A 25,027-nucleotide genomic window follows, 5' to 3' on the forward strand; every position below is an offset into this window, starting at 1 on the left:
TTCCCAACCCCCCCCGGGCCGCACCACAACCCTCGCCCCCCCCCGCCCGGGGGGGGGGCGGGGCGCCGCCCCCCGGGGGGGGCCCGCCCCCCTGCCGGTTTTCCCGGCCGTGCAGCGGGGGGAGCGCGCGGCGCGGAGCCCGGTCCGGGGTGCCGTGGGCCGTCGGGTGTGGTCTGGTGTGGGGGACCGGTGCGGCGCACTATCGGGCATTGTGTGTGCTACGTACACCTATCGCACCGGTCACATCGTGAACCAGTAGGTCGCAGCCCCTTACGCGGCGGCGGATCGCGCTCTAGTCTGATCACTGCTCAAAGGTTACTCGCGAGTCACCAGCAACGAAGCGGGCCCCGGAGGACGCCGTGACGGACACCCACACGCTGATCGAGAACCGGCCGCCCTCGGTGGCGCACCTCTTCCTGGAGCGGGTCGCGGCCACGCCCGACGGCGAGGCCTATCGCTATCCGGTCCCGCCGTCCCCCAAGCTCTCGGCTTCGCTCGAGCAGGGAGGTGCCCCGACGGGCCAGGGGCCGGACGACTGGAAGACGATCAGCTGGGCCGGGGCCGCGGAGCGGGTCTACGCCGTGGCCGCCGGGCTCATCGCGCTCGGTGTGCGCCCCGAGGAGCGGGTGGCGCTGGCCGCCGGCACCCGCGTCGAGTGGATCCTCGCCGACCTCGGCGTGCTCTGCTCCGGGGCCGCCACGACCACGGTCTACCCCAGCACCAACGCCGAGGAGACCGCCTACATCCTGTCCGACTCCGGCAGCCGGGTGCTGATCGCGGAGGACGCCGGACAGCTCGCCAAGGCCCGCGAGCGGCGCGCTGAGCTGCCCGAACTGGCGCATGTCGTGGTCATCGACGAGGCGGGCGCGGAGCCCGCCGAGGGTGATCCGGAGGGCTGGGTGCTCACCCTCGCCGAGCTGGAGAAGCGCGGCACCGCCTATCTGGAGGAGCACCCGGAGTGCGTCAAGGAGCGGATCGCCGCACTCCGCGCCGACCAGCTGGCGACGCTCATCTACACCTCCGGGACCACCGGCCGTCCCAAGGGCGTCCGGCTGCCGCACGACTGCTGGTCGTACATGGCGCGGGCGATCCAGTCGACGGGCCTGGTCCATGAGGAGGACGTGCAGTACCTCTGGCTGCCGCTGGCGCACGTCTTCGGCAAGGTGCTCACCGCCGGGCAGATCGCGACCGGCCAGGTGATCGCCGTGGACGGCCGGGTCGACAAGATCATCGAGAATCTGCCGGTCGTCCGGCCCACGTACATGGCGGCCGTGCCGCGGATCTTCGAGAAGGTCTACAACGGTGTCGCGGCCAAGGCCCGGGAGGGCGGGGCCGCCAAGTACAAGATCTTCCAGTGGGCGGCCGAGGTGGCGCGCGAGTACGCCAAGGTCTCCCAGGACAACTTCAAGCGCACCGGCAGCGCCTCGGTACCGTTCGCGCTCGCCGCCAAGCACAAGGTCGCCGACGCCCTCGTCTACGCCAAGCTGCGGGAGGCGTTCGGCGGCCGGCTGCGCGCGGCGGTCTCCGGCTCGGCCGCGCTCGCCCCGGAGATCGGCTACTTCTTCTCCGGCGCCGGTATCCACATCCTGGAGGGCTACGGCCTGACGGAGTCCAGCGCCGCCAGCTTCGTCAACCCCGGCGAGGCCTACCGCACCGGCACGGTCGGCAAGCCGCTGCCCGGCACCGAGGTGCGGATCGCCGAGGACGGCGAGATCCTGCTGCGCGGCCCCGGCATCATGCAGGGCTACCACGGCCTGCCCGACAAGACCGCCGAGGTCCTGGAGGAGGACGGCTGGTTCCACACCGGCGACATCGGCGAACTCTCCCCGGACGGCTATCTGCGGATCACCGACCGCAAGAAGGACCTGATCAAGACCTCGGGCGGCAAGTACATCGCACCGGCCGAGGTGGAGGGCCAGTTCAAGGCGGTCTGCCCGTTCGTCTCCAATGTGCTGGTGCACGGCGCCAACCGGAACTTCTGCACCGCGCTGATTGCCCTCGACGAACCGACGATCATGACCTGGGCGGCGGAGCACGGTCTGGGCGGCAAGCAGTACGCCGAGGTCGTCGCCACCGACCAGGTCCGGGAGCTGATCGACGGCTATGTCGAGCGGGTCAACGAGGGGCTCCAGCGCTGGCAGCAGATCCGCAAGTTCCGGCTGCTGCCGCGGGACCTGGACATCGAGCACGGCGAGGTGACCCCCAGCCTCAAGGTCAAGCGGCCGGTGGTGGAGCGGACGTTCAAGGACCTGCTCGACGAGATGTACGCGGGGTCACGCGAGGCGTAGCCGTAGGGCGGAGCGGTACGGGGCGGGTCAGGGCCCGCGCCGTCCGGTTCCCGCCGCGCCGGTCCCCGTACGGGTGAGATCCGGCTGCTACGGGAACCGCCCGGCGGCCCGCGTCCGTCCCCGCGGGGTTCCCGCACGCGCCCACGGACGGCCCCGGCCCCGTTCTCCGTGCGTCGGCCAACTCCCGCGCGCCGTCAGCCGAATTGATGGCTGCGACCTCCCACTTCTGTGACTCAGTGCTTATGGCTGCGCTCGTTCTGTCACTCTGTCGTTGGCGCATCCGGCGCTGTAGCGGAGCTGCTCGGGAGTTGCTCAATGAGGACGACCACTTCGTCTCCACGGGACGACGACGTCACGGCGGCGCGCACGACGACGGACGGGTTCCCCGGCGGACCCGCGGCCGGGCCTCCCGACGGGCCCGCCGCCCGTTCCCGTCGGGCCAGCCTGCCCGGTGACCCGCAGGCCGCTGCCGCCGCCCGGCGCTTCGTCCGGGCCACCTTCGCCGACTGGACCGGCGGGCGGATCACCGGCGCGGAGGGTCTCACCGACCGGCTCGCGGACGAAGCGGAGCTGCTGGTCAGCGAGTTGGTGACGAACGCGGTCGTGCACGCGGGCACCACCGTCGAACTCCGCTGCCGGCTGGACCCGGCGGCCGGGCGGGGCGGGGAGGCGGAGCCGTACCGCGGCGGGGAGCCGTACGGGGCGCCGCGCCGGGACGCGGCGACCGGGCGGGAAGCCGGCGCCGGGGACGCGGACGGCCCCGGCGTCGTCATCGAGGTCTCCGACCACCACCCCGCCCGACCGGTCCGCGCCCGCGCCGAGAGCGCCGTGTCCGAGACCGGCGGGCACGGGCTCCAGCTGATCAGCGCGGTCGCCGAATCCTGGGGCGTCACCTACCGCCGGGCCATGAAGACCGTGTGGTTCCGGCTGCCCGTGGGGGCCGCGGACGGTGCCGGACGGCCCGAGCCGGAGTTCACCCTCGACAACCAGCTGCTGCACCGCGGGCTGCGAGCCGCCGAGCTGCTCGCCCCGGCCCCGCGCCGGGCCGCCCGGCAGGAAGCGGGCACCGGCCGGGCCGACAACGGTGCCCTCTCCTTCCTGGCCGAGGCCTCCGATCTGCTCTCCGGCCAGCTCGACGCCGACCAGGTCGCCGCGCTCGCCGCCCAGTTGATCGTGCCCCGGCTCGCCGAATGGTGTGCGGTGTGGCTGTACGACGGCGACGGCGGCGCACCCGGCCGGGGCATCGCCCAGGCCGGCGACGAGCAGCGGCTCGCCGGCGTCTGGCACACCAGCGAGAACCGGATCGACGCGCTGCGCACGGCGCTGGAGAAGCAGCCGCCGGAACTCCCCGGCTCCGGCCCGTCCGGCGGCGCCCCGGCGGCCGTGCCCTGGCCCTGGCCGTACGAACCGGGCGGGTACGGCCCCGGCGGCGCCGCGCTGGCCTGCCCGCTGGTCGCCGGAAACCGGCGGCTCGGCACCCTGCTGCTCGGCCGGGGCGGTCTGCCGCACTTCCCCGACGAGGCGGTCGGGCTGCTCGAGGACCTGTGCCGCCGGGTCGCCCGCGCGGTCGCCACCGCCCGCGCCTACAGCCGCCAGGAGCGCATCAGCCAGGTCCTCCAGCGCCGGCTGCTGCCCCGGGGACGGGCGCAGGTACCCGGGGTGGAGTCCGCGGTGGTCTACGAGCCGCGTGAGGGCGCCTGGGCGGGCGGCGACTTCTGGGACCTCTTCGACGCCGGGGACGGCCGCTGGTGCTTCGCGCTCGGTGATGTCTGCGGCAGCGGGCCCGAGGCGGCCGCGGTGACCGGGCTGGCCCGGCCGGTGCTCCGGCTGCTGGCCCGTGACGGCTTCGGTGTCGCGGCGGTGCTCGACCGGCTCAACAAGACCATGGCCCGGGAGGCCGCGGACTCCGTCGCGGCGGTCGCAGCGGCGGTGGCCGCGGCCGGCGCCGGGGCGGAGGCACCGGTCGAGATCCGCGAGGAGGGCGAACAGGCCCGCTTCCTGTCCCTGCTCTACGGCGAGATCGTCCCCTACCCCGGCGGCCGGAGCGGGGCCCGCTGCACCCTCGCCAGCGCCGGCCACCCGCTGCCGCTGGTGCTCGGCACGGACGGCGCGGTCCGGGTCGTCGCGGCGCCGCAGATGCTGCTGGGCGTGGTCGAGGACGCGTCGTACGTAAGCGAATCGTTTGACCTCTGCCCGGGGGAGACGCTGCTGTGCGTCACCGACGGGGTGACCGAGCGGCGCTCGGGGCGGCGGCTCTTCGACGACGAGGACGGCCTGGCCACCGCCCTCGCCGCGGGAGCCGGGCTGGGCGCCTCCGCCCTCGCCGACCACATCCGTCGCACCGTCCACGCCTTCGGCCCCACCCCGCCCGATGACGACCTGGCTCTGCTGGTCCTCCAGGCGTCCGGACCCGGGGTGTCCTGAGGCACACCGGCACCGGACGGGCAACGCCCCGCCATGACGGACAATGGTTCCCATGCCTTCCGCACTGCCTGATGGTGAGCCGATGCCCGAGGACGGGGCGCTGCCCGGTCATACGACGGCCGGGTCCGCCGGGCGGCCGCTCGGCTTCTATCTGCACGTGCCGTACTGCGCCACCCGCTGCGGCTACTGCGACTTCAACACCTACACCGCGAGCGAGCTGCGCGGCTCCGGCGGCGCCCTGGCCTCCCGGGACAACTACGCCGACACCGTCGTGGACGAGATCCGGCTGGCCCGCAAGGTGCTCGGCGACGACCCGCGCCCGGTCGAGACGGTCTTCGTCGGCGGCGGCACCCCGACCCTGCTGCCCGCCGCGGACCTCGGCCGGATGCTGGCCGCGATCCGCGAGGAATTCGGCCTCGCGCCCGGCGCGGAGATCACCACCGAGGCCAACCCGGAGTCCGTCGACCCCCGCTACCTCGGCGAGCTGCGCGCGGGCGGCTTCAACCGGGTCTCCTTCGGCATGCAGAGCGCCCGGCAGCACGTCCTGAAGGTCCTCGACCGTACGCACACCCCCGGCCGCCCCGAGGCCTGTGTCGCCGAGGCCCGCGCCGCCGGGTTCGAGCACGTCAACCTCGACCTGATCTACGGCACCCCGGGCGAGACCGACGACGACTGGCGCGCCTCCCTCGACGCCGCGCTCGGCGCCGGCCCCGACCATGTCTCCGCTTACGCCCTGATCGTCGAGGAGGGCACCCAGCTGGCCCGCCGCATCCGCCGCGGCGAGGTCCCGATGACCGACGACGACGTCCACGCCGACCGCTACCTCATCGCCGACGAGCGCCTCACCGCGGCCGGTTTCACCTGGTACGAGGTCTCCAACTGGGCCACCACCGACGCCGCCCGCTGCCGCCACAACGAGCTCTACTGGACCGGCGCCGACTGGTGGGGCGCCGGCCCCGGCGCACACAGCCACGTCGGCGGCGTCCGCTGGTGGAACGTCAAGCACCCCGGCGCCTATGCCCAGGCCCTCAGCGAGGGCCGCTCCCCGGGCGCCGGCCGCGAACTCCTCTCCGCCGAGGACCGCCGCGTCGAACGCATCCTCCTGGAACTGCGGCTGGCGGACGGCTGCCCGCTGGAGATCCTGGCCCCGGCGGGGGCACGGGCGGCGGCGCGGGCGCTGGCGGACGGCCTGCTGGAGCCGGGTCCGTACGAGGCCGGTCGGGCGGTGCTGACGCTGCGGGGGCGGCTGCTGGCGGATGCGGTGGTGCGGGATCTGGTGGACTGAGAGCGCGCTGCCCTTGAACGAGTGAACCGATGCGAACGGAATTCGGCACCCTCCCCGACGTCAGGCCGCACCGCCGCCCGTGACGAAGTCGATCAGCTCCTCCACCCTCCCCAGCAGCGCCGGCTCCAGGTCCTTGTAGGAGCGCACGCAGGAGAGGATGCGCTGCCAGGCGGCTCCGGTGTTTTCCGGCCAGCCCAGGGACCGGCACACGCCCGTCTTCCAGTCCTGGCCGTGCGGGACGGACGGCCACGCGGGGATGCCGACCGAGGACGGCTTCACCGCCTCCCAGATGTCGATGTACGGGTGGCCCACCACCAGCGCATGGTCGCCGGTCACCCCGGCCGCGATGCGGGACTCCTTCGAGCCGGGCACGAGATGGTCGACGAGGACGCCGAGCCGGGCGTCCGGGCCGGGGGAGAAGCTCCGGACGATCGCGGGCAGGTCGTCGATGCCCTCCAGGTACTCCACGACGACGCCCTCGATGCGCAGGTCGTCGCCCCACACCCGCTCCACCAGCTCGGCGTCGTGCCGGCCCTCCACATAGATGCGCCCGGCGCGGGCGACCCGGGCGCGGGCGCCGGGCACGGCCAGGGAGCCCGATGCCGTGCGGGCGGGGCCGCTCGGCGCCGGCGCGCCCTGGGGGCGTACGAGCGTGACCACCTTGCCCTCCAGGAGGAAGCCGCGCGGCTCCATGGGAAAGACGCGGTGCTTGCCGAAGCGGTCCTCCAGGGTGACCGTCGGGCCCTGCGCCGTCTTCTCGCAGCGGATCACCGCGCCGCAGAAGCCCGAGGTGACCTCCTCGACGACCAGATCGGGCTCGGCGGGCACCTCGGGCGCGGGGCGCTGCTTCTTCCACGGTGGGGTGAGGTCGGGGCTGTAGCGCTTGCTCTGCATGGGGCCTGTCTCGTGAGGTCGGCGGGCGGGGTCAGGAGGGGGCGACGCCGAAACGGGCGGCGAGGGCGTCCCGTTGGGCGCGGACGAAGCGGGCGTCCACCACGGCGCCGTGGCCGGGCACATACCGCGCGTCCTCACCGCCGAGGGCCAGCAGCCGGTCCAGCGCGCCGGGCCAGCGCAGCGGCAGCGCGTCCGGGCCGGCCTGCGGCTCGCCGGACTCCTCGACCAGGTCGCCGCAGAAGACGATCTCGGGGAAGCCGCCCCGGCCCGGGACCAGGACCGCCAGGTCGTGGGCGGTGTGACCGGGGCCGACATTGGCGAGCAGCACCGGCCGGTCGCCGAGTTCCACGGTCAGCTGGTCGTGCACGTGATGGTGCGGGGCGACCAGCAGATCGGCGGCCTCGGCGGCGGCGTCCCGGCCGACGCCGTGCCGCATCGCGTCGTGCCGCAGTTCGTCCTTGCCGCGGCGCAGCAGCTCGCCCAGTCCGGCCGCGCCGAAGACCTGGACGCCCGCGAAGGCGGCCGTGCCCAGGACATGATCGAAATGCGGGTGGGTGAGCGCGACATGCGTCACGTTCCGGCCGAGCACGCCGCGGATCGCACGCCGGAGGTCCGCGCCGTCGCGCAGGGTCGCGCCGGTGTCGACGATCATGACGCCGGTGGTCCCCGCGATCACGCCGATGGTCTCGTCCCAGCCCGGCATCCGGCGTCTGGCGACACCGTCACCGAGCTGTTCCCAGCCGGCCTCTTCCCAAGAAGTGTGCATACCGAGACGCTAGCGCCATCGCGATAGCGTTGCCCGACAGATCGCCCGAACACGGTCATCGGGCGGGTGCTGTGTACGGCAGCCCTTGCCGGGTCCGTGCTACTCGGCCGTACACTGGCTCAAGGTCTGGCACTCGGCCCGTGTGAGTGCCAGGAGAGTCGAGACGGCGGACGGCCGGACTGGAGGTGCGCGGGATGCTCAGTGAACGCAGGCTCGAAGTGCTGCGCGCCATCGTCCAGGACTATGTCGGGACGGAGGAGCCGGTCGGCTCCAAGGCCCTCACCGAACGCCATCGGCTCGGCGTCTCCCCGGCCACGGTCCGCAACGACATGGCGGTCCTGGAGGACGAGGGCTTCATCGCCCAGCCGCACACCAGCGCCGGGCGCATCCCCACCGACAAGGGCTACCGCCTGTTCGTCGACAAGCTGGCCGGTGTGAAGCCGCTGTCCAGTCCGGAGCGGCGCGCGATCCAGAACTTCCTGGACGGCGCCGTCGACCTCGACGACGTGGTGGGCCGCACGGTGCGGCTGCTGGCGCAGCTGACCCGGCAGGTCGCGGTCGTGCAGTACCCGTCCCTGACCCGGTCCACGGTCCGGCACGTCGAGCTGCTGGCGCTGGCCCCGGCCCGGCTGATGCTGGTGCTGATCACGGACACCGGGCGGGTCGAGCAGCGACTGATCGACTGCCAGGTGCCGTTCGGCGAGACCTCCCTGGCGGACCTGCGGGCCCGGCTCAACAGCCGGGTCGTGGGGCGCCGGTTCGCGGATGTGCCGCAGTTGGTGCAGGATCTCCCGGAGTCCTTCGAGCAGGACGACCGGGGCACGGTCTCGACAGTGCTCTCGGTGTTGCTGGAAACTCTGGTGGAGGAGACCGAAGAGCGGCTGATGATCGGCGGCACCGCCAATCTCACGCGCTTCGGACACGATTTCCCGCTGACCATCCGGCCGGTGCTGGAGGCCCTTGAGGAGCATGTGGTGATGCTCAAGCTGCTCGGGGAGGCCAAGGACTCGGGCATGACCGTACGAATCGGGCATGAGAATGCCCATGAAGGCCTGGCGTCCACATCGGTCGTCACGGTCGGCTACGGTTCGGGCGACGAGGCAGTCGCCAAACTCGGCGTGGTCGGACCGACCCGCATGGACTACCCCGGAACGATGGGAGCGGTACGCGCAGTGGCACGTTACGTCGGACAAATCCTCGCGGAGTCGTAAGTGGCCACGGATTACTACTCGGTCCTCGGCATCGGACGCGACGCCTCGCAGGACCAGATCAAGAAGGCCTTCCGTCGGCTGGCGCGTGAGCTGCACCCGGACGTGAACCCCGACCCGAAGACCCAGGAGCGGTTCAAGGAGATCAACGCCGCTTACGAGGTCCTGTCGGATCCGCAGAAGAAGCAGGTCTACGACCTCGGCGGGGACCCGCTCTCGCAGGCGGGCGGCGGCCAGGGCGCGGGCGGCTTCGGTGCCGGCTTCGGCAACTTCTCCGACATCATGGACGCGTTCTTCGGCACCGCGTCGCAGCGCGGACCGCGCTCGCGCACCCGCCGCGGCCAGGACGCCATGATCCGGCTCGATGTCGAGCTGACCGAAGCGGCCTTCGGCACGACCAAGGACATCCAGGTCGACACCGCCGTCGTCTGCACGACATGCAGCGGCGAGGGCGCGGCGCCGGGCACCTCGGCGCAGACCTGTGACATGTGCCGCGGCCGCGGTGAGGTCTCGCAGGTCACCCGTTCGTTCCTCGGCCAGGTCATGACCTCACGGCCGTGCCCCCAGTGCCAGGGCTTCGGCACGGTCGTCCCGACACCGTGCCACGAGTGCGCGGGCGACGGACGCATCCGCTCCCGCCGCACCCTGACCGTCAAGATCCCCGCAGGTGTCGACAACGGCACCCGCATCCAGCTCGCGGGCGAGGGCGAGGTCGGCCCCGGCGGCGGCCCCGCCGGTGACCTCTACGTGGAGATCCACGAGCTGCCGCACCCGGTCTTCCAGCGGCGCGGCGACGATCTGCACTGCACGGTCACCATCCCGATGACGGCGGCGGCGCTGGGCACCAAGTGTCCGCTGGAGACGCTGGACGGGGTGGAGGAGATCGACGTGCGGCCCGGTACCCAGTCCGGCCAGTCGATCCCGCTGCACCAGCGCGGGGTGACCCATCTGCGCGGCGGCGGCCGGGGCGACCTCATCGTCCATGTCGAGGTGCAGACGCCCACCAAGCTCGACCCCGAGCAGGAGGAGGCGCTGCGGCGGCTGGCCAAGCTGCGCGGGGAGGAGCGGCCCACGGGGCAGTTCCAGCCCGGCCAGCAGGGGTTGTTCTCGCGTCTGAAGGATGCGTTCAACGGGCGCTAGCCCAGGTCCGCCCGGGGTCCGCGAAACCGCCCCGGGCCTGCGCGGAAGCCGTCGCCCCGGTTCGGGGCGCAGCGGTGGGCGTGACACGATGTGCTCATGCCCACCGCGCTGACCGATCTCTGCCGCTACCCGATCGTGCAGGCCCCGATGGCGGGAGGCGGCTCCGGACCCGAGCTGGCCGCTGCCGTCTGCGGCGCCGGCGGTCTCGGCTTCCTCGCCGCCGGCTACAAAACCGCCGACGGGATGTACCAGGAGATCAAACAGCTGCGGTCGCTGACCGACCGCCCCTTCGGCGTCAACCTCTTCATGCCGCAGCCCTCGCTGTCCGACGCCTCCGTCGTCGAGGTCTACCGCGAGCAGCTGGCCGGCGAGGTCACCTGGTACGAGACCGATCTCGGCGACACCGACGGGCCGATCGACGACGGCTACGAGGCCAAGCTCGCGATACTGCGCGAGGACCCGGTGCCGGTGGTGTCCTTCACCTTCGGCTGCCCCTCGCGCGCCGTCCTCGACGCGTTCGCCAAGGTCGGTACGTACACCGTCGTCACGGTCACCACCGCCGCCGAGGCGCAGGCCGCGCAGTGGTCGGGCGCGGACGCGGTGTGTGTGCAGGGTGTTGAGGCCGGCGGCCACCAGGGCACCCACCGGGACGATCCGCACGCGGACGGGACCGGGGCCGGGCTGGGGCTGCTGGCGGCGCTCGGCCAGATCCGGGAGGCCGTACAGATCCCGCTGATCGCCGCGGGCGGGCTGATGCGCGGTGCGCAGATCGCGGCGGTGCTGGCCGCCGGGGCGAGCATGGCGCAGCTGGGCACCGCCTTCCTCGCCACCCCGGAGTCGGGCGCCAACCCGCTGCACAAGCAGGCACTGACCAACCCCCTGTTCACCCATACGGAGTTGACCCGGGCGTTCTCCGGACGGCCGGCCCGCGGGCTGGTGAACCGCTTCATGCGCGAGCACGGCCCGTACGCCCCGGCCGCCTACCCGGCTGTCCACTACCTCACCTCCACCGTCCGCAAGGCCGCGGCCAAGGCGGGCGACGCCCAGGGCATGAACCTGTGGGCGGGCCAGGGGCACCGGCTGGCGCGGGAGCTGCCCGCCCGGCAGCTGGTGGAGGTGCTGGCGGCCGAACTGGACGCCGCACGCGCCGCGTTGAGCCTCCCCGCCTCCGGCGGTGCCGCATGACCGCCCCGGTCTTCCTCGTCGAGTCCCTCGCGGACGTACGGGCCGGCGGCACGCTGACCCTGGACGGCCCCGAGGGCCGGCACGCGGTGTCGGTGCGCCGGCTGCGGACCGGCGAGGAGGTCGTTCTGACGGACGGTCACGGCACTGGCGCCCAGGGCACGGTCGCCGCCGTCGAGGGCAAGGACCGGCTCACCGTCGCGGTCACCGGGCTGCGCACCGAGGAGCCGCCCAGCCCCACGATCACCGTCGTCCAGGCGCTGCCCAAGGGCGACCGCGGGGAGCTGGCCGTCGAGACGATGACCGAGACCGGCGTGGACGCCATCGTGCCCTGGCCGGCGGCGCGTTGCGTCACCCAGTGGAAGGGCGAGCGGGCCGCCAAGTCGCTGGGCAAATGGCGCGCCACCGCCCGCGAGGCGGGCAAGCAGTCCCGCCGGCTGATCTTCCCCGAGGTCGCGGACCCGCTGACGACCAGGCAGGTGGCCGCGCTGCTCGCCGACGCCGACTTCGCGGCCGTCCTCCACGAGGAGGGCAGCAGCCCGCTCGCCACGGCCGAACTCCCCGCGCAGGGACGGATCGTGCTCGTCGTCGGCCCGGAAGGCGGGGTCTCCCCGGAGGAGCTCACCGCCTTCGCCGAGGCCGGTGCCCAGCCCTACCGGCTGGGGACGACCGTGCTGCGCACCTCCACGGCGGGCACCGCGGCCACCGCGCTGCTGCTGGGGCGCACGGGCCGCTGGAGCTGAGCGCCCCGCGGCCCACGCTCCGGTGGCTCAGGCCGGCGGCCGCACGATCGCGGCCGCCGTCTCGAACAGCTCGGTGAAGGTGCCGGCGAAGGTCGGCAGCAGCTGCAGACACACCGCCCAGGCCTCGGGGTCGGTGCCCAGATGCTCGGCGGCCAGCGCGGCGGCCCGCTCGCGCAGCTCCTGCCGGTCGGCCTTCCGCTCCGCGGAGTTGAGCTCCCGGCGGAGGAGGGCCAGGCCCCGGTGTGCGGGCGCTGCGTGGGTCAGGACGTCCTCCGGGGTGAGCGTGCCGTGCTGGAGGGCGAGCTGGGGCCACGAGGAGTGGTAGCGGCCGCCCTCCGGGGTGTTCGGCAGCAGGGCCAGCAGCAGCTCGCGGGGGCTGTCCGGGTGCTCGGCGAGGTCCTCGGCCGCCCGGGGGGTCAGCGCGCCGGACCGGTGCGCCGCGATCAGCTCGGGCCACGGCAGCGGGACGCCCTCGCCGGTGAGCTTGTCCAGCTGGCTGTTGCCATAGCCCGGCGCCTTGTTGAGGAACGCCAGCAGTTTCTCCGGGGCCTCCTCCGCGGCCAGGCGGTCGCGCAGCCGGTCCAGACCGTCGGGGAGAGCGAGGAGCTTCTCGGTCTGCCGTCGGAGGGTGACCGGGAGCCGGTCCAGCGCCAGGATCTCGCGCACCGCGTCCGGGCCGCCGCGCTCCCACACGGCCACCAGCAGCCGCAGCCGGGCCGCCGGTATGCGGAGGTTCAGCCGCTCGGCGATGGTGCGCGCCACGCCCAGGTCACCGGATTCCAGGCCGGCGACGAGCCGGCGGCGGTAGTGGCCGAGGTTGGTCTCCCGCAGGACACGGAGCAGCTCCTCGGGGACCGTACGGGTGCCGCCGCCGCGCAGCCGCCCGGCCAGCATCCGCTCCCGCTCCCCCTCGTCGAGACGACAGTGGAAGAACAGGTTGGCGTCCACCTGCGGCTCGTCGAGATCGAGGAGGTAGGCCAGCTTCTCGGGGGAGAGGGAGCCGGTGGCGGCCTGTGAGGCCAGTGCGGGCACCCCGTGGGCGGCGACCACGGCGTCCCGGACGGCCGGCGCCGGATCGCCGTGGACCAGCAGATGCTGGACGGCCCGCGCGTCGAAGTGCGGTACGACGGCGATCTGGGCCTCCTCGGAGGCGCACTGGAACATGCTCAGGAACGCGGCCCGGGACGCCTCGGGGGGAGTGGCCGGGAACACCGCCTCCAGGGGGCGCGGCCAGGTGGTGTTGCGCTTCTTGCCGGACGCGGGCGAGGCGGCGTCCTCGATCAGCTCGGCGACGCTGCCCCGGGCCCGCCCCATCCGGGCGTAGCACGTCAGCCAGTTGACCGGGTCCGTGCCGAGCCGGTCGAGCAGTCCGGCGAGGGCCTTGCGGGTCGGCTCGTGGTCGTACGGCAGCTCGCTCAGCACCTCGGCCGCCGGCCTCACCTCCGCCAGCACCCGGTCCACCGGCAGCCGGCCCGTACGGATGCCCTTCCCGAGCGCGTCGTCGAGGGGCACCTTGCCCGCCGCCGCCTCGGGACCCACCAGCGCCTCGAAGGGCAGCGCGGTGGCGACCCGGGTGGTGGTCATGGGGTCGGCGCGGAAGCACTCCATGAGGAGGTCGTCCGGGCAGCCTTCCCACCGTGTCAGCTGTATCAGGCGGTTGGCGTCGCGCCGGCCGCGGCCACCCGACGGCCCGGTCCCGAAGGGCAGCCGGGCGTGCTCACGCCGGATGAGCTCCCAGTCCAGGCCCGCGGGTGCCGACCACGGTCCGTTGCCTTCACGGACCTGCAGCAGGGCCTTCAGCGCCTCGGGGCCGGTCCACTCACCGGCCGGCCGCCGCTCCCGCAGGAACGCCTCCGGATCGGCGGCCGCCGCGGCCTCCCGCATCAGGTCCAGCAGCTCCGGGCGCCCGAAATCGAAGTCCGGGAGCTGCTCGACACCGCGGACGAACGCCAGCAGCCCTTCACCGGTGGCGAGTTGGACCAGCGCGATACCGGCGTCGATGGCGACCGGCATCGGGAGGAACCGGGCCAGCCGCACCAGGGTGTGCGAGACCAGCTGGGGGAACGGGCCGGTGAGCGCGGGCAGCAGCTCGATGGCGGTGGCCTCGTCCTGGAGCAGCGTGACGAGGCCGTCCTCCGCGCCCCAGCGCGGGTCCGTGATGTCGGCGGCGCGCAGAATCGCCGGCAGCAGCTCCGGCAGGTCCCTGCCGCGCCCCGTGCTGTTCGGGCCGATGCGGTAGCGCGCCTGCCACACCGCGCGGGCGATCGCCGGATCGCCGGTCTCCGCCGCCCGTATCAGGAAGGCCTGGGGATCCTCGTCCAGCGCGGTACGCAGCGCCGCGCCACCCGGTCCGGTCAGCGACTCCACCATCTCCTCCGGCAGCCCGAACCGGTCGGACAGCACGGCCAGCAGCTCCGGGCGCTGCCGCTCGGCGAGGGCATCGGCGGTGTCCGGCGCGGCGAGCCGCAGTGCCAGACGGAGATGAGGGGCGGAGCGGTGGATCACGGGCGGAGGTCCCTTCGCGGGGCGGGCGTGCGGCGGTCCGCGGCACGGCACCGGACCGTTCCGCGGCAAAAGGATCCTGGCACAGCCCACTGACAACGCGACGGTGCGCCGGACGCCCCCTCACAGGCCGCCCGGCGCACCGCCGTTCACGTACGGAGAGCCGGTCCGCCCGGCCGTCCGGTCAGATCAGCTCGGCCGCCAGCGTGATGTTCTTGACGCCCGCCAGCGCCTGGCTCACCGGGCAGTTCTTCTTGGCGTCCTCGGCCGCGGCCTGGAAGTCCTCCTCGGACAGGCCGGGGACGCTGGCCTTGACGGTCAGCGCGATGCCGGTGATGCCCTCACCGGGCTGGAAGGTGACATCGGCCTGGGTGTCCAGGGACGCGACGGTGTAGCCCTTGCCCGCCAGGCCGTGCGAGAACGCCATCGAGTAGCAGGAGGAGTGGGCGGCCGCGATCAGCTCCTCGGGGCTGGTGACGCCGTTGGGCTGCTCCGCGCGGGCGGGCCAGTTCACGTCGTACGTACCGACCTTGGAGGACTCCAGGGCGACGGTGCCCTTGCCCTCCAGGAGGTTGCCTTCCCAGTGGGTCTTGGCGGTGCGCGTGGTTGCCATGGTGCAGATCTCCCGGTAGTGGGCGAAAGGGATCACCGCTCAGCTTAATGATTCACGGACCCGGCGCTCCGCCGACCCGTGGGTGCGGCCACCGCGGGGCCGGCCTCCGCGCCGCGGGCGGGCCGGGTGGACGCCCCCGTGGAGCCCGCCCGGTAGCATCCGAGGCCGTGCGCACCGTGCGTGCAACGGATGACCGGGAGGAGCCACCCGTGGCGGGAGAAGCGCAGGCCGACTGCCTGTTCTGCAAGATCGTGGCGAAGGAGGTGCCGGCGACCATCGTCCGGGAGACGGAGACCACCGTCGCCTTCCGCGACATCAACCCCCAGGCGCCGACGCACGTCCTGATCATCCCCAAGGTGCACTACCCGGACGCCGCGGCCCTCGCCGCCGCCGAACCGCAGGTCGTCGCCGACATACTGCGGGAGTCCCGGGAGGTCGCCGCCGAGGAGAAGGTCGAGGACCGGGGCTACCGGGTCGTCTTCAACACCGGCGCGGGCGCGGGCCAGACCGTCTTCCACGCCCACCTGCACGTGCTCGGCGGCCGCGGCCTCCAGTGGCCCCCCGGATAACCGACCGTGTCCGTACGCGAACTGGTCGTCCTCGGCACCGCCAGCCAGGTGCCCACCCGGCACCGCAACCACAACGGCTATCTGCTGCGGTGGGACGGCCAGGGGCTGCTCTTCGACCCCGGCGAGGGCACCCAGCGGCAGATGCTGCGCGCCGGGGTCGCCGCCCACGACCTCAACCGGATCTGCATCACCCACTTCCACGGTGACCACTCGCTGGGCCTGGCGGGAGTGATCCAGCGGATCAACCTGGACCAGGTGCCGCACCCGGTCACCGCCCACTACCCGGCCAGCGGGCAGCGCTTCTTCGACCGGCTGCGCCACGCCACCGCCTACCGGGAGACGGTCCGGCTGATCGAGCGGCCGGTCGCCGCCGACGGCGAACTGGACCGCACGGAGTCCTACGTCCTGGAGGCGCGCCGGCTCTCCCACCCCGTCGAGTCGTACGGCTACCGCCTCGTGGAGCCGGACGCCCGCCGGATGCTGCCGGAGCGGCTGGCCGAGCACGGCATCGCCGGGCCGGACGTCGGACGGCTCAAACAGCGTGGCGAGCTGAACGGCGTCACCCTCGACGAGGTGAGCGAGCTGCGGCGCGGCCAGCGGTTCGCGTTCGTCATGGACACCCGGCTGTGCGACGGCGTGCACGCCCTCGCGGAGGGGGTGGACATGCTGGTCATCGAGTCGACATTCCTGGACGAGGACGTCCAGCTGGCCGTCGACCACGGGCATCTGACCGCCGGGCAGGCCGCCGAAGCGGCCGCCCGCGCCGGGGTGCGGCACCTGGTGCTGACGCACTTCTCGCAGCGCTACTCCGACCCCGCGGAGTTCGAGCGGCAGGCCCGCGCGGCGGGCTACACCGGAGAACTGACCATCGCCCAGGACCTCTCGCGGGTGCCACTGCCCAAACGGCACTGACTCCCACGGGGCAGGCCGGCCCGGCTCATGGCACCGGCCGGCCGCCCCGGACCGCCCCGCCTACGGCAGGTAGTACATCGGATTGGGCATCTTGAACGTCCGGTCCCCGGCACCGCCGCGCAGGTCGCTGTACTGGTCCCCGAAGTTGGCGACGATGTCGTAGCCCAGGGACTCGATGTGCTTGCGGGTGCCCGACTTGTACTCGATGGTCGTGCACGTGGTGCCGCAGGGCAGGTAGGGCGGCGGCTGCTCCTTGTTCCTCAGGTAGACGTGCCGGCTGTCCAGGGGCACGCCGTAGCCGACGTTCTTGAGGTTGCGGACGCTCCAGGCGCGCTGCGCCTCCTTGCGGCCGGTGAGGAAGAAGACCTCGGCGCCCTTGTCGTGCGCCCAGTTGACCAGCCGGTCCATGCCGAAGACCGGATCCATGTCGGTGTGCTCCAGGTACTTGTCCTGGCTCTCCTCGGTGAAGTGGAAGCCGACCTGGAGCTCGTAGTTGTAGGTGAGCAGGGTCGTGTCGTCGATGTCGAGGACGATCGCCGGCTTGGCCTTGCCCGTCCGGCCGTGCCGGTCGAGGGCCTTGGACAGATAGCCGCGCGCCGTGGCCTCGATGCCCCGGACCTGGTGTGCGTAGTTGCTGCGCGGAGAGGCGTAGTGCTCGCCGTCCGCCGTCACCGTGTCGCCGTAGTACGCCTTGATCTTGTCCTGCACCTGCGTGAGGTTGGGGATCTCCTTGTCGGTGCGCGGTACGGAGTGCTCGGCGGTCGCCTGGCCGATGCCGAAGACGGCGGTGCCGGCGACGAGGGCGGCGACCGTCGCGGCGCCGAGCCGGGCCCTCCGGGAGAGGGCGGGGCGGAAACGGGCGGGACGGGGCATGCGCGGCTCCTCCGGGAGACATGAGCGGACCCAGTAGATGTAACAGAGCCTCACATCCGTATCTACGCGCGCAGATTCAACCCTTGGTAAAAGGTCGCAGCGGTGCGGTTGTTGACGCTCACCCTGTGGGCCCGGCCCGTTCCCGGCGCCCCGGGCCTGAGATCACGGACCCGGCCGTGGTCCTGTGCGCGGTGGCCCGGCGCGCGTACGGTGAGGCACGGCTCAGTGGCGGTGCGCCACAGTGGTCCCGTACGTGATCTTTGAAAGGGGCTGTCCCGATGGCACAGGAAGTGCGCGGCGTGATCGCGCCGGGGAAGAACGAACCGGTCCGGCTGGAGACCATCCTGGTGCCGGACCCGGGTCCCGGCGAGGCCGTGGTGAAGATCCAGGCGTGCGGGGTGTGCCACACCGACCTGCACTACAAGCAGGGCGGCATCAACGACGACTTCCCGTTCCTGCTCGGGCACGAGGCGGCCGGCGTGGTGGAGTCGGCCGGCTCCGGCGTCACCGATGTGGCGCCCGGCGACTTCGTCATCCTCAACTGGCGGGCGGTGTGCGGCCAGTGCCGTGCCTGTCTGCGCGGGCGCCCGCAGTACTGCTTCGACACCCATAACGCCCGGCAGAAGATGACGCTGAAGGACGGTACGGAGCTGAGCCCCGCGCTGGGAATCGGCGCCTTCGCCGACAAGACGCTGGTCGCCGCCGGACAGTGCACCAAGGTCAACCCCGAGATCGCGCCCACCGCGGCCGGCCTGCTGGGCTGCGGCGTGATGGCGGGCATCGGCGCCGCCCTCAACACCGGCAACGTCGCCCGCGGCGACGCGGTCGCGGTCATCGGCTGCGGCGGCGTCGGCGACGCGGCCGTGATGGGCTCCCGGCTGGCCGGCGCGTCCAAGATCATCGCGGTGGACATCGACGACCGCAAACTGGACACCGCGCGCTCCATGGGCGCCACCCATACGGTCAACTCCCGCTCCACCGACCCCGTCGAGGCGGTCCGCGAGCTGACCGGCGGCTTCGGCGCGGATGTCGTCATCGACGCGGTCGGCCGCCCGGAGACCTACCGGCAGGCGTTCCACGCCCGCGACCTGGCCGGGACCGTCGTCCTGGTGGGCGTCCCCACCCCGGACATGACCCTGGAACTCCCCCTCCTGGACGTCTTCGGCCGCGGCGGCGCCCTCAAGTCCTCCTGGTACGGCGACTGTCTGCCCTCCCGTGACTTCCCGATGCTGGTCGACCTGCATCTCCAGGGCCGGATCGACCTGGGCGCGTTCGTCACCGAGACCATCGGCATCGAGGACGTGGAGCAGGCGTTCGCGCGGATGCACGCCGGCGACGTGCTGCGTTCGGTGGTGACGCTCTGATGGCGGTCCGCATCGACCACCTGGTCACCTCGGGAACCTTCTCCCTCGACGGCGGCACCTGGGACGTCGACAACAACGTCTGGATCGTCGGCGACGACGACGAGGCGATCGTCATCGACGCCGCCCATGACGCCGACGCCATCGTCGCGGCCCTGGGCGGCCGGACGCTGCGCGCGATCATCTGCACCCACGGCCACAATGACCACATCGACGCGGCCCCGGCGCTGGCCTCCCGTACCGGCGCCCGGATTCATCTGCACCCCGCCGACCTGCCGTTGTGGCAGATGACCCACCCGGGCACCCCACCGGACGCGGAGCTGGCGGACGGCCAGGTGCTGACCATCGCCGGTACCGACCTGACCGTGCTGCACACCCCCGGCCACGCGCCCGGCGCGGTCTGCCTCCACGCGCCCGACCTGGGCACCGTCTTCACCGGCGACACCCTCTTCCAGGGCGGTCCCGGCGCCACCGGCCGCTCCTTCTCGGACTTCCCCACGATCGTCACCTCGATCCGGGACCGGCTGCTGACCCTGCCACCGGACACCCAGGTCCGCACCGGACACGGCGACCCGACGACGATCGGCGCGGAGGCTCCCCACCTGGAGGAGTGGATCAAGCGGGGCCACTGAGGAGCGGGGGCCGGAGCGGCCACGGGGCCGCGGGGCCGCGGGCGGCCACTAGGGCAGGGGCGCCGGCATCCCGTAAGGGTTGTCGGCGCCCCTTGCGGGCCACAACGCGGCGGGGGCGGAGGGTATTCCGCGGCTGGTGCTCAGCCGCCCGCACCGCTTGACGCGGATCGCTGTCCGGCATGTGCACGTCTCGCGACCGACCCGGCCACGGACCGGGCATCTACTGGTCCGTGATCGCCCTTTCGAGGAGGCAGGTGAGGATCGACTGGGCATGTGTCCACAGCAGGGCGCCGCCGACCCCCGGCACGACGTGGTGATGAGCACCGGGCACACGGGCAGCGAGCAGTGCTCCGTTATCGGGCGAGTGGCTGGTGTCCCGCTCGCCGTACCAGATGTCGACCGGGACAGCGATCTCGTCGAGGGCGAACGGCCACTGACGCATCGCCAGGACCGTGTCACGGGCGTAACCAGCGGCACCCCGAGCGAATCCCTCGTCCAAGGCCCTGCGGTAACGCGCCGCGAAATCAGGATCCTGGTACACGGCGAGGTCGCACCCGGGGCTCCCGGCCATGACCATGTCCCACATCGCCTCCGCAGTGAAGCCCCCGAAAAACTCCTCGGCGCGGGCCGGATCGCACGCAGTCCGCTCGACGAGACCACGCAGGTCCGCATTCAGTACGGAAGCGAACTCCGGCGCGGCGACCTCGTCCGCACCGGAGACGACAGCCAGTGCAGAGGTGACCCCCTCCGCAGCGCAGGCGAGAGCGAAGGGTGCACCCTGCGAATTCCCGACCACAACAGGGCGCCCCAGTCCCCGCAGCACACAGAATTGCCGCATATCCCGGGTGAAGTCGGCGAAGGTCCGGTCAGGGGCGGGCGTCGAGGCACCGAGCCCGGGACGATCCACAGAGACAAGACGCACTCCGAGCGCCTCGACAACGCCTGCACCGAACCCGAGCCACCGGCTCGTGGCCGCACCGGGACACAACAGAACTGGAACCCCGTCCCATGGCCCCCACTCGGCCCAACCGAGCAACCGCCCATCAGGCAGAGCGGTCTCACCCAGTCGTGCAGGAACGTCGGTGTATCCCGTCATGGTCACCATGATGGTCATGGGCAGGAGGTCCCGCACCCGAATTCGACCATGGCATCGAACGGGGCAAACGCCGCCTGATGCGGCACCAAACCTTGCGGCGGGCATTCCGTCGCCAGGCTCTCGCAGAGGCCGCAGAGGCCGCAGAGGCCGCAGAGGCCGCAGAGGCCGCCCGTGGCCTCACGCCTCCCCGGGTTCCCCCGTCGCCGCACCCTCCTCCGCCGCCCGCTCCAGGATGCGGGCGGCCACCGTAGGGGAATCCACCAGCGGATGCAGTGCCAGGGCACGCAAGGCGGCGGTGCGGTCCTTGAACAGGGCGGCTTCCACGGTTGCCCGTTCCACGGCCTTGATCTGGAGCATCAGCCCCAACTGGTCCTCCCGCAGCGGCGCGCAGGGCAGCGGCCGGGCGCCGCGCGCGCTCACCTCGCACACCGTCTCCACGATGGCGTCCGGCGCCAGCTGCGGCACGGTCGTCCCGTTGCGGACGTTGAGGATCAGCCTGGTGCGGCTGTCGCCCAGGATGCCGTGCATCAGCGCCAGCGCCACCCGGTCGTAGCCGCCGCCCTCCAGGTCATGACTGTCGCGCTGCCAGCCGCCGCCGGCCTCCCGGCTGTGCGCCATGTACGTCTCCTCGCGCTCCAGCCGGGTCCGCTCCCACAGCGCGTACACCGCGTCCGGGCCGCCGGCCGCCGCGGCCCGCGCGAAGAAGCCGCCCTGCTGCTGGTCGAGGAATTCGCCGCGGGTCTCCCGGGTGTCCCGTACGGAGCCGAGGGTCTCCCGGCGGAAGTAGTAGTAGTGCAGATACTCGTTGGGGAGCGCGCCCAGGGTCCGCAGCCACTCGGCGCCGAAGAGCCGGCCCTCCTCGAAGGAGCCCAGCGCGGCGTCGTCGGCGAGCAGCCCCGGCAGCAGATCCGTGCCGTCCACCGTCAACGACCGCAGCCACCCGAGGTGGTTGAGCCCCACGTAGTCGTAGCCGGCCCGAGCCGGGTCAGCGACGGCCGCCGGGTCGGCGCCGGCCGCCCGCGCCGCCCGGCGGACCAGGCCCACCGGTGAGTCACAGATCCCGATGACCCGGTCGCCGAGCACCTGCGACATCGCCTCGGTGACCATGCCCGCGGGGTTGGTGAAGTTGATGACCCAGGCGTCCGGGGCGAGCGCCGCGGTCCGCTCGGCGATGTGCAGCGCCACCGGAACCGTCCGCAGGCCGTAGAGGACACCACCCGCGCCGACCGTCTCCTGGCCGAGCACGCCCTCGGACAGCGGGATGCGCTCGTCCCGTATGCGGCCCGCCGTGCCGCCCACCCGGATCGCGGAGAAGACGAAGCCGGCGCCGGCCAGCGCGTCGTCCAGACCGTCCGCGACCCGTACCGGCACCGGCTCCGGATGCCCCTGCCCCAGCCGCGCCAGGACCTCGGCGATCACCGCCACCCGGCGTGGATCGATGTCGTGCAGCACCACCTCGGAGACCGTGCGCCGCGGGTCGTCCAGCAGGGCGCGGTAGACCAGCGGCACCCGGAAACCGCCCCCGCCCAGAATCGTGAGCCTCATGGGGCGGAACGTACCGCAGCATCAGGCACACTGGCGGCACGTGCCGATACGAGAGGAGCGAGCACGGTGAGCAGCCGACGCGAAGACCCTCCGCCCGCGGGCCCGGCCGTGGTGCCCGCCGCCCTCGACCCGCTGGCAGCCGTGCGCGCCGACGGCGACCCGCGCACCGACGTCTACCTCACCGGCACGGTCTTCCTGGACATCATCTTCACCGGCCTGGACTCCGCACCGGTCCGCGGCACCGAGTCCTGGGCCCGCGGTATGGGCTCCAGCCCCGGCGGCGTCGCCAACATGGCCACCGCGCTGGCCCGGCTCGGGCTGCGCACCTCCCTCGCCGCGGCCTTCGGCGACGACCACTACGGCGAGTACTGCTGGGAGGCGCTCGAACAGGGCGAGGGCATCGACCTGGCGCTGTCCCGCACGGTCCCCGGCTGGCACTCCCCGGTCACCGTCTCCATGGCGTACGAGGGCGAGCGCACGATGGTGTCGCACGGCCACGAGGCGCCGCCGCCCGACTTCGCCTTCGACGGCAAGCACGCCCCCGGCTGCCCGCCGCCGTCCCGTGCCTGCGTCGCCTCGCTGGTGCCGGGCCGGCGGGAGCCCTGGCTGGGCTGTGCGGCGGGCCGCGGCAGCCGCATCTTCGCGGACGTGGGCTGGGACGACAGCGGCCGCTGGGACCCGGCCGACCTCGCCGACCTGGAGCACTGCGAGGCGTTCCTGCCCAACGCCGAGGAGGCGATGCGCTACACCCGCACGGACTGCCCGCGCGCCGCGGCCCGCAAGCTCGCCGACCGGGTGCCGCTCGCGGTGGTCACGCTGGGTGCGGAGGGCGCCTACGCGGTGGACGGGCGGACCGGCGAGTGCGCCGAGGTGTCCGCGATCGCGGTGGACGCACTGGACCCGACCGGCGCCGGCGACGTCTTCGTCGCCGGATTCGTCACCGGCACCCTGGCCGACTGGCCGCTGGCCGACCGGCTCGCCTTCTCGGGCCTGTGCGCCGCACTGTCGGTGCAGGAGTTCGGCGGCTCGCTGTCCGCGCCGGGCTGGGCCGAGATCGCCGCCTGGTGGCAGCAGGCACGGGCCTATGAGGCGGGCGCGCCGGGGGCGCTGCGCCGCCGCTACGCCTTTCTGGACGAGGTGCTGCCCGCGGCGTACCGGCCCGCACCGCTGGCCCGCGCCGTCCCCACGATCGGCTTCCGCCGCCCGGCCTGAGGTGCGGGGCGTCCCGCCGGGCCGGGAGCGCGCCCCCGCCGCCCGGCCCGGGGCCCCGGCGGGAAAAGCCCTCGGGCCTGTCAGCGCTCCGTCGTACTCTTGTATCCCAAGGAGTCGAGTGCAGGCAGGCACCTCTTATTAGCAAAGGATGGGGGTTGAGCAGGCCACCGAGCCGCCTTATGACTCAGACACCCACGCAACCGCAGGCGCGCGCCCAGTTCACCGTCCCGGCCAAGCACCCGATGGTGACGGTCCTGGGATCCGGTGACTCCCTACTGCGCGTGATCGAAAAAGCCTTCCCGGCGACCGACATCCACGTCCGGGGCAACGAAGTCAGCGCCGTCGGCGACGCCCGGGAAGTGGCTCTCGTCCAGCGCCTTTTCGACGAGATGATGCTGGTGCTCCGCACCGGACAACCGATGACGGAGGACGCAGTGGAACGGTCCATCGCCATGCTCCGCGCGGCGGAGGACGGCGAGGGCGCGGCGAGCGAGACGCCCGCCGAGGTGCTCACCCAGAACATCCTTTCCAACCGTGGTCGCACGATCCGGCCCAAGACGCTCAACCAGAAGCGCTATGTCGACGCCATCGACGAGCACACCGTCGTCTTCGGCATCGGCCCGGCCGGCACCGGCAAGACCTACCTCGCCATGGCCAAGGCCGTCCAGGCGCTCCAGGCCAAGCAGGTCAACCGCATCATCCTGACCCGCCCCGCGGTCGAGGCCGGTGAGCGGCTCGGCTTCCTGCCCGGCACGCTCTACGAGAAGATCGACCCCTATCTGCGCCCGCTCTACGACGCGCTCCACGACATGCTCGACCCCGACTCCATCCCGCGCCTGATGGCCGCCGGAACGATCGAAGTCGCGCCGCTGGCGTACATGCGCGGCCGTACGCTGAATGACGCCTTCATCATTCTCGACGAGGCGCAGAACACGAACCCCGAGCAGATGAAGATGTTCCTCACCCGCCTCGGCTTCGACTCGAAGATCGTCATCACCGGCGATGTCACCCAGGTCGACCTCCCGGGCGGCACCAAGAGCGGTCTGCGCCAGGTCCGGGAGATCCTGGACGGCGTCGACGATGTGCATTTCTCCCTGCTCACCAGCCAGGACGTGGTCCGGCACAAGCTCGTCGGCCGTATCGTCGACGCCTACGAGAAGTACGACAGCCGCAACGGCGCGTGAGTCCGCCGGCCGGCCGCCCCGGCCGGCCGGGGCCGCGCGCCCCGCGGTCCCAGCAACCATCGGGCCGGGCCCGAGAAGCGAGAAGCACCTCCCTCATGTCCATCGACGTCAACAACGAGTCCGGCACCGAGATCGACGAGCAGGCCATCCTGGATGTCGCCCGCTACGCCGTCGCCCGGATGCGTATCCACCCGCTCTCCGAGCTGTCCGTGATCGTCGTGGACGCCGAGGCCATGGAGCAGCTCCACCTCCAGTGGATGGACCTGCCGGGACCGACCGATGTCATGTCCTTCCCGATGGACGAGCTGCGCCCGCCGGCCAAGGACGACGAGGAGCCGCCGCAGGGCCTCCTCGGTGACATCGTGCTCTGCCCGGAGGTCGCCAAGAAGCAGGGTGAGGAGGCGCCGACCGGGCACAGCATGGACGAGGAGCTCCAGCTGCTCACCGTCCACGGCGTGCTCCACCTCCTCGGCTACGACCACGAGGAGCCGGACGAGCGGGCCGAGATGTTCGGCCTGCAGGCGGCGATCGTCGACGGCTGGCGCGCCGAGCAGGGGCTCACCGGTCCCTCCCCGGCCCCCACCGTGACCTGACGGGA

Annotated in this window: 21 protein-coding genes; 14 read left to right on the plus strand and 7 right to left on the minus strand. The window is 72.8% G+C overall.

Features of this window, described 5'->3' with window-relative positions:
* The first annotated feature begins 359 nt into the window (after positions 1-359).
* The 3 genes from ACFW5B_RS14100 (at position 360) to hemW (ending at position 5,997) form a co-directional block, all read left to right on the plus strand.
* Complete coding sequence (locus ACFW5B_RS14100) at positions 360-2,288, plus strand: AMP-dependent synthetase/ligase (RefSeq protein ID WP_386438290.1); 1,929 nt, start codon at positions 360-362, stop codon at positions 2,286-2,288.
* Between the two features lie 315 nt (positions 2,289-2,603).
* On the plus strand, positions 2,604-4,712 hold the full coding sequence (locus tag ACFW5B_RS14105) for a SpoIIE family protein phosphatase (RefSeq protein ID WP_386438293.1): 2,109 nt from the start codon (positions 2,604-2,606) through the stop codon (positions 4,710-4,712).
* A 52-nt stretch (positions 4,713-4,764) separates the two neighbouring features.
* Complete coding sequence (gene hemW / locus ACFW5B_RS14110; protein ID WP_386438296.1) at positions 4,765-5,997, plus strand: radical SAM family heme chaperone HemW; 1,233 nt, start codon at positions 4,765-4,767, stop codon at positions 5,995-5,997.
* Between the two features lie 60 nt (positions 5,998-6,057).
* Here hemW and ACFW5B_RS14115 read toward each other — a convergent pair whose 3' ends face one another.
* Together ACFW5B_RS14115 and ACFW5B_RS14120 are read right to left on the minus strand one after the other, a co-directional pair.
* The gene (locus ACFW5B_RS14115) at positions 6,058-6,891 is read right to left on the minus strand and encodes a DUF3097 domain-containing protein (protein WP_386438299.1); all 834 of its coding nucleotides are present in this window, start codon (positions 6,889-6,891) and stop codon (positions 6,058-6,060) included.
* Between the two features lie 31 nt (positions 6,892-6,922).
* Positions 6,923-7,657, minus strand: a complete 735-nt coding sequence (locus ACFW5B_RS14120) for an MBL fold metallo-hydrolase (RefSeq protein WP_386438302.1) — start codon at positions 7,655-7,657, stop codon at positions 6,923-6,925.
* A 194-nt stretch (positions 7,658-7,851) separates the two neighbouring features.
* On the opposite strand from ACFW5B_RS14120, the gene hrcA reads away from it, so the two are divergent.
* The 4 genes from hrcA to ACFW5B_RS14140 all read left to right on the plus strand — a co-directional run bounded on the left by hrcA (position 7,852) and on the right by ACFW5B_RS14140 (position 11,930).
* Positions 7,852-8,868, plus strand: a complete 1,017-nt coding sequence (gene hrcA, locus ACFW5B_RS14125) for a heat-inducible transcriptional repressor HrcA (RefSeq protein ID WP_386438305.1) — start codon at positions 7,852-7,854, stop codon at positions 8,866-8,868.
* Positions 8,869-10,005, plus strand: coding sequence for a molecular chaperone DnaJ (gene dnaJ / locus ACFW5B_RS14130; protein ID WP_042154692.1), 1,137 nt, complete (start codon positions 8,869-8,871; stop codon positions 10,003-10,005).
* 96 nt (positions 10,006-10,101) lie between these two features.
* The gene (locus tag ACFW5B_RS14135; protein ID WP_386438309.1) at positions 10,102-11,190 is read left to right on the plus strand and encodes a nitronate monooxygenase; all 1,089 of its coding nucleotides are present in this window, start codon (positions 10,102-10,104) and stop codon (positions 11,188-11,190) included.
* A complete protein-coding gene (locus ACFW5B_RS14140) occupies positions 11,187-11,930 on the plus strand; it encodes a 16S rRNA (uracil(1498)-N(3))-methyltransferase (RefSeq protein WP_386438312.1) in 744 nt (247 codons plus the stop codon). Before ACFW5B_RS14135 ends, ACFW5B_RS14140 begins: the two co-directional genes overlap by 4 nt.
* Positions 11,931-11,957: 27 nt before the next feature.
* Here the strand turns inward: ACFW5B_RS14140 and ACFW5B_RS14145 are convergent, their stop codons facing one another.
* A complete protein-coding gene (locus ACFW5B_RS14145) occupies positions 11,958-14,435 on the minus strand; it encodes a hypothetical protein (protein ID WP_386438314.1) in 2,478 nt (825 codons plus the stop codon).
* A 181-nt stretch (positions 14,436-14,616) separates the two neighbouring features.
* Positions 14,617-15,045 (minus strand): OsmC family protein, encoded by a 429-nt coding sequence (locus ACFW5B_RS14150; RefSeq protein ID WP_386438317.1) that lies wholly within the window; start codon positions 15,043-15,045, stop codon positions 14,617-14,619.
* 209 nt (positions 15,046-15,254) lie between these two features.
* On the opposite strand from ACFW5B_RS14150, the gene ACFW5B_RS14155 reads away from it, so the two are divergent.
* Together ACFW5B_RS14155 and ACFW5B_RS14160 are read left to right on the plus strand one after the other, a co-directional pair.
* Positions 15,255-15,614, plus strand: coding sequence for a histidine triad nucleotide-binding protein (locus tag ACFW5B_RS14155; RefSeq protein ID WP_386438320.1), 360 nt, complete (start codon positions 15,255-15,257; stop codon positions 15,612-15,614).
* Positions 15,615-15,620: 6 nt separating this feature from the next.
* Positions 15,621-16,526: a ribonuclease Z gene (locus ACFW5B_RS14160; protein ID WP_386438323.1), complete on the plus strand. Its 906-nt coding sequence runs from the start codon at positions 15,621-15,623 to the stop codon at positions 16,524-16,526.
* Positions 16,527-16,586: 60 nt separating this feature from the next.
* Here ACFW5B_RS14160 and ACFW5B_RS14165 read toward each other — a convergent pair whose 3' ends face one another.
* Positions 16,587-17,399 carry an HAD family acid phosphatase gene (locus ACFW5B_RS14165; RefSeq protein WP_386438326.1) on the minus strand — a complete coding sequence of 271 codons (813 nt, stop codon included), beginning with the start codon at positions 17,397-17,399 and terminating at the stop codon, positions 16,587-16,589.
* A gap of 278 nt (positions 17,400-17,677) precedes the next feature.
* Here ACFW5B_RS14165 and ACFW5B_RS14170 point away from each other — a divergent pair, with 278 nt between their 5' ends.
* On the plus strand, positions 17,678-18,763 hold the full coding sequence (locus tag ACFW5B_RS14170; protein WP_386438329.1) for an S-(hydroxymethyl)mycothiol dehydrogenase: 1,086 nt from the start codon (positions 17,678-17,680) through the stop codon (positions 18,761-18,763).
* Positions 18,763-19,392 carry an MBL fold metallo-hydrolase gene (locus tag ACFW5B_RS14175; RefSeq protein ID WP_386438332.1) on the plus strand — a complete coding sequence of 210 codons (630 nt, stop codon included), beginning with the start codon at positions 18,763-18,765 and terminating at the stop codon, positions 19,390-19,392. The genes ACFW5B_RS14170 and ACFW5B_RS14175 overlap by 1 nt, the downstream gene beginning before the upstream one ends.
* 220 nt (positions 19,393-19,612) lie before the next feature.
* Here the strand turns inward: ACFW5B_RS14175 and ACFW5B_RS14180 are convergent, their stop codons facing one another.
* Positions 19,613-20,497 carry an alpha/beta fold hydrolase gene (locus ACFW5B_RS14180; RefSeq protein ID WP_386438725.1) on the minus strand — a complete coding sequence of 295 codons (885 nt, stop codon included), beginning with the start codon at positions 20,495-20,497 and terminating at the stop codon, positions 19,613-19,615.
* Between the two features lie 168 nt (positions 20,498-20,665).
* A complete protein-coding gene (locus ACFW5B_RS14185) occupies positions 20,666-22,033 on the minus strand; it encodes a 6-phospho-beta-glucosidase (protein ID WP_386438335.1) in 1,368 nt (455 codons plus the stop codon).
* A gap of 66 nt (positions 22,034-22,099) precedes the next feature.
* On the opposite strand from ACFW5B_RS14185, the gene ACFW5B_RS14190 reads away from it, so the two are divergent.
* From ACFW5B_RS14190 to ybeY, 3 genes are all read left to right on the plus strand, one after another.
* Positions 22,100-23,245: a carbohydrate kinase family protein gene (locus tag ACFW5B_RS14190; RefSeq protein WP_386438338.1), complete on the plus strand. Its 1,146-nt coding sequence runs from the start codon at positions 22,100-22,102 to the stop codon at positions 23,243-23,245.
* Between the two features lie 179 nt (positions 23,246-23,424).
* Positions 23,425-24,429: a PhoH family protein gene (locus ACFW5B_RS14195; protein WP_386438341.1), complete on the plus strand. Its 1,005-nt coding sequence runs from the start codon at positions 23,425-23,427 to the stop codon at positions 24,427-24,429.
* 95 nt (positions 24,430-24,524) lie between these two features.
* Positions 24,525-25,022 (plus strand): rRNA maturation RNase YbeY, encoded by a 498-nt coding sequence (gene ybeY / locus ACFW5B_RS14200; protein WP_386438344.1) that lies wholly within the window; start codon positions 24,525-24,527, stop codon positions 25,020-25,022.
* Positions 25,023-25,027: the final 5 nt, after the last annotated feature.

It is taken from the genome of Streptomyces sp. NPDC058773 (assembly GCF_042746015.1).
Taxonomy (GTDB): domain Bacteria; phylum Actinomycetota; class Actinomycetes; order Streptomycetales; family Streptomycetaceae; genus Streptomyces.

Bases quoted from the DNA above. Each gene is read 5' to 3' on its own strand.
- ACFW5B_RS14105 (WP_386438293.1), top strand. From the start codon at position 2,604: ATGAGGACGACCACTTCGTCTCCACGGGACGACGACGTCACGGCGGCG.
- hemW (WP_386438296.1), top strand. From the start codon at position 4,765: ATGCCTTCCGCACTGCCTGATGGTGAGCCGATGCCCGAGGACGGGGCG.
- ACFW5B_RS14115 (WP_386438299.1), bottom strand. From the start codon at position 6,891: ATGCAGAGCAAGCGCTACAGCCCCGACCTCACCCCACCGTGGAAGAAG.
- ACFW5B_RS14120 (WP_386438302.1), bottom strand. From the start codon at position 7,657: ATGCACACTTCTTGGGAAGAGGCCGGCTGGGAACAGCTCGGTGACGGT.
- hrcA (WP_386438305.1), top strand. From the start codon at position 7,852: ATGCTCAGTGAACGCAGGCTCGAAGTGCTGCGCGCCATCGTCCAGGAC.
- ACFW5B_RS14135 (WP_386438309.1), top strand. From the start codon at position 10,102: ATGCCCACCGCGCTGACCGATCTCTGCCGCTACCCGATCGTGCAGGCC.
- ACFW5B_RS14140 (WP_386438312.1), top strand. From the start codon at position 11,187: ATGACCGCCCCGGTCTTCCTCGTCGAGTCCCTCGCGGACGTACGGGCC.
- ACFW5B_RS14150 (WP_386438317.1), bottom strand. From the start codon at position 15,045: ATGGCAACCACGCGCACCGCCAAGACCCACTGGGAAGGCAACCTCCTG.
- ACFW5B_RS14165 (WP_386438326.1), bottom strand. From the start codon at position 17,399: ATGCCCCGTCCCGCCCGTTTCCGCCCCGCCCTCTCCCGGAGGGCCCGG.
- ACFW5B_RS14170 (WP_386438329.1), top strand. From the start codon at position 17,678: ATGGCACAGGAAGTGCGCGGCGTGATCGCGCCGGGGAAGAACGAACCG.
- ACFW5B_RS14175 (WP_386438332.1), top strand. From the start codon at position 18,763: ATGGCGGTCCGCATCGACCACCTGGTCACCTCGGGAACCTTCTCCCTC.
- ACFW5B_RS14180 (WP_386438725.1), bottom strand. From the start codon at position 20,497: ATGGTGACCATGACGGGATACACCGACGTTCCTGCACGACTGGGTGAG.
- ACFW5B_RS14185 (WP_386438335.1), bottom strand. From the start codon at position 22,033: ATGAGGCTCACGATTCTGGGCGGGGGCGGTTTCCGGGTGCCGCTGGTC.
- ACFW5B_RS14195 (WP_386438341.1), top strand. From the start codon at position 23,425: ATGACTCAGACACCCACGCAACCGCAGGCGCGCGCCCAGTTCACCGTC.
- ybeY (WP_386438344.1), top strand. From the start codon at position 24,525: ATGTCCATCGACGTCAACAACGAGTCCGGCACCGAGATCGACGAGCAG.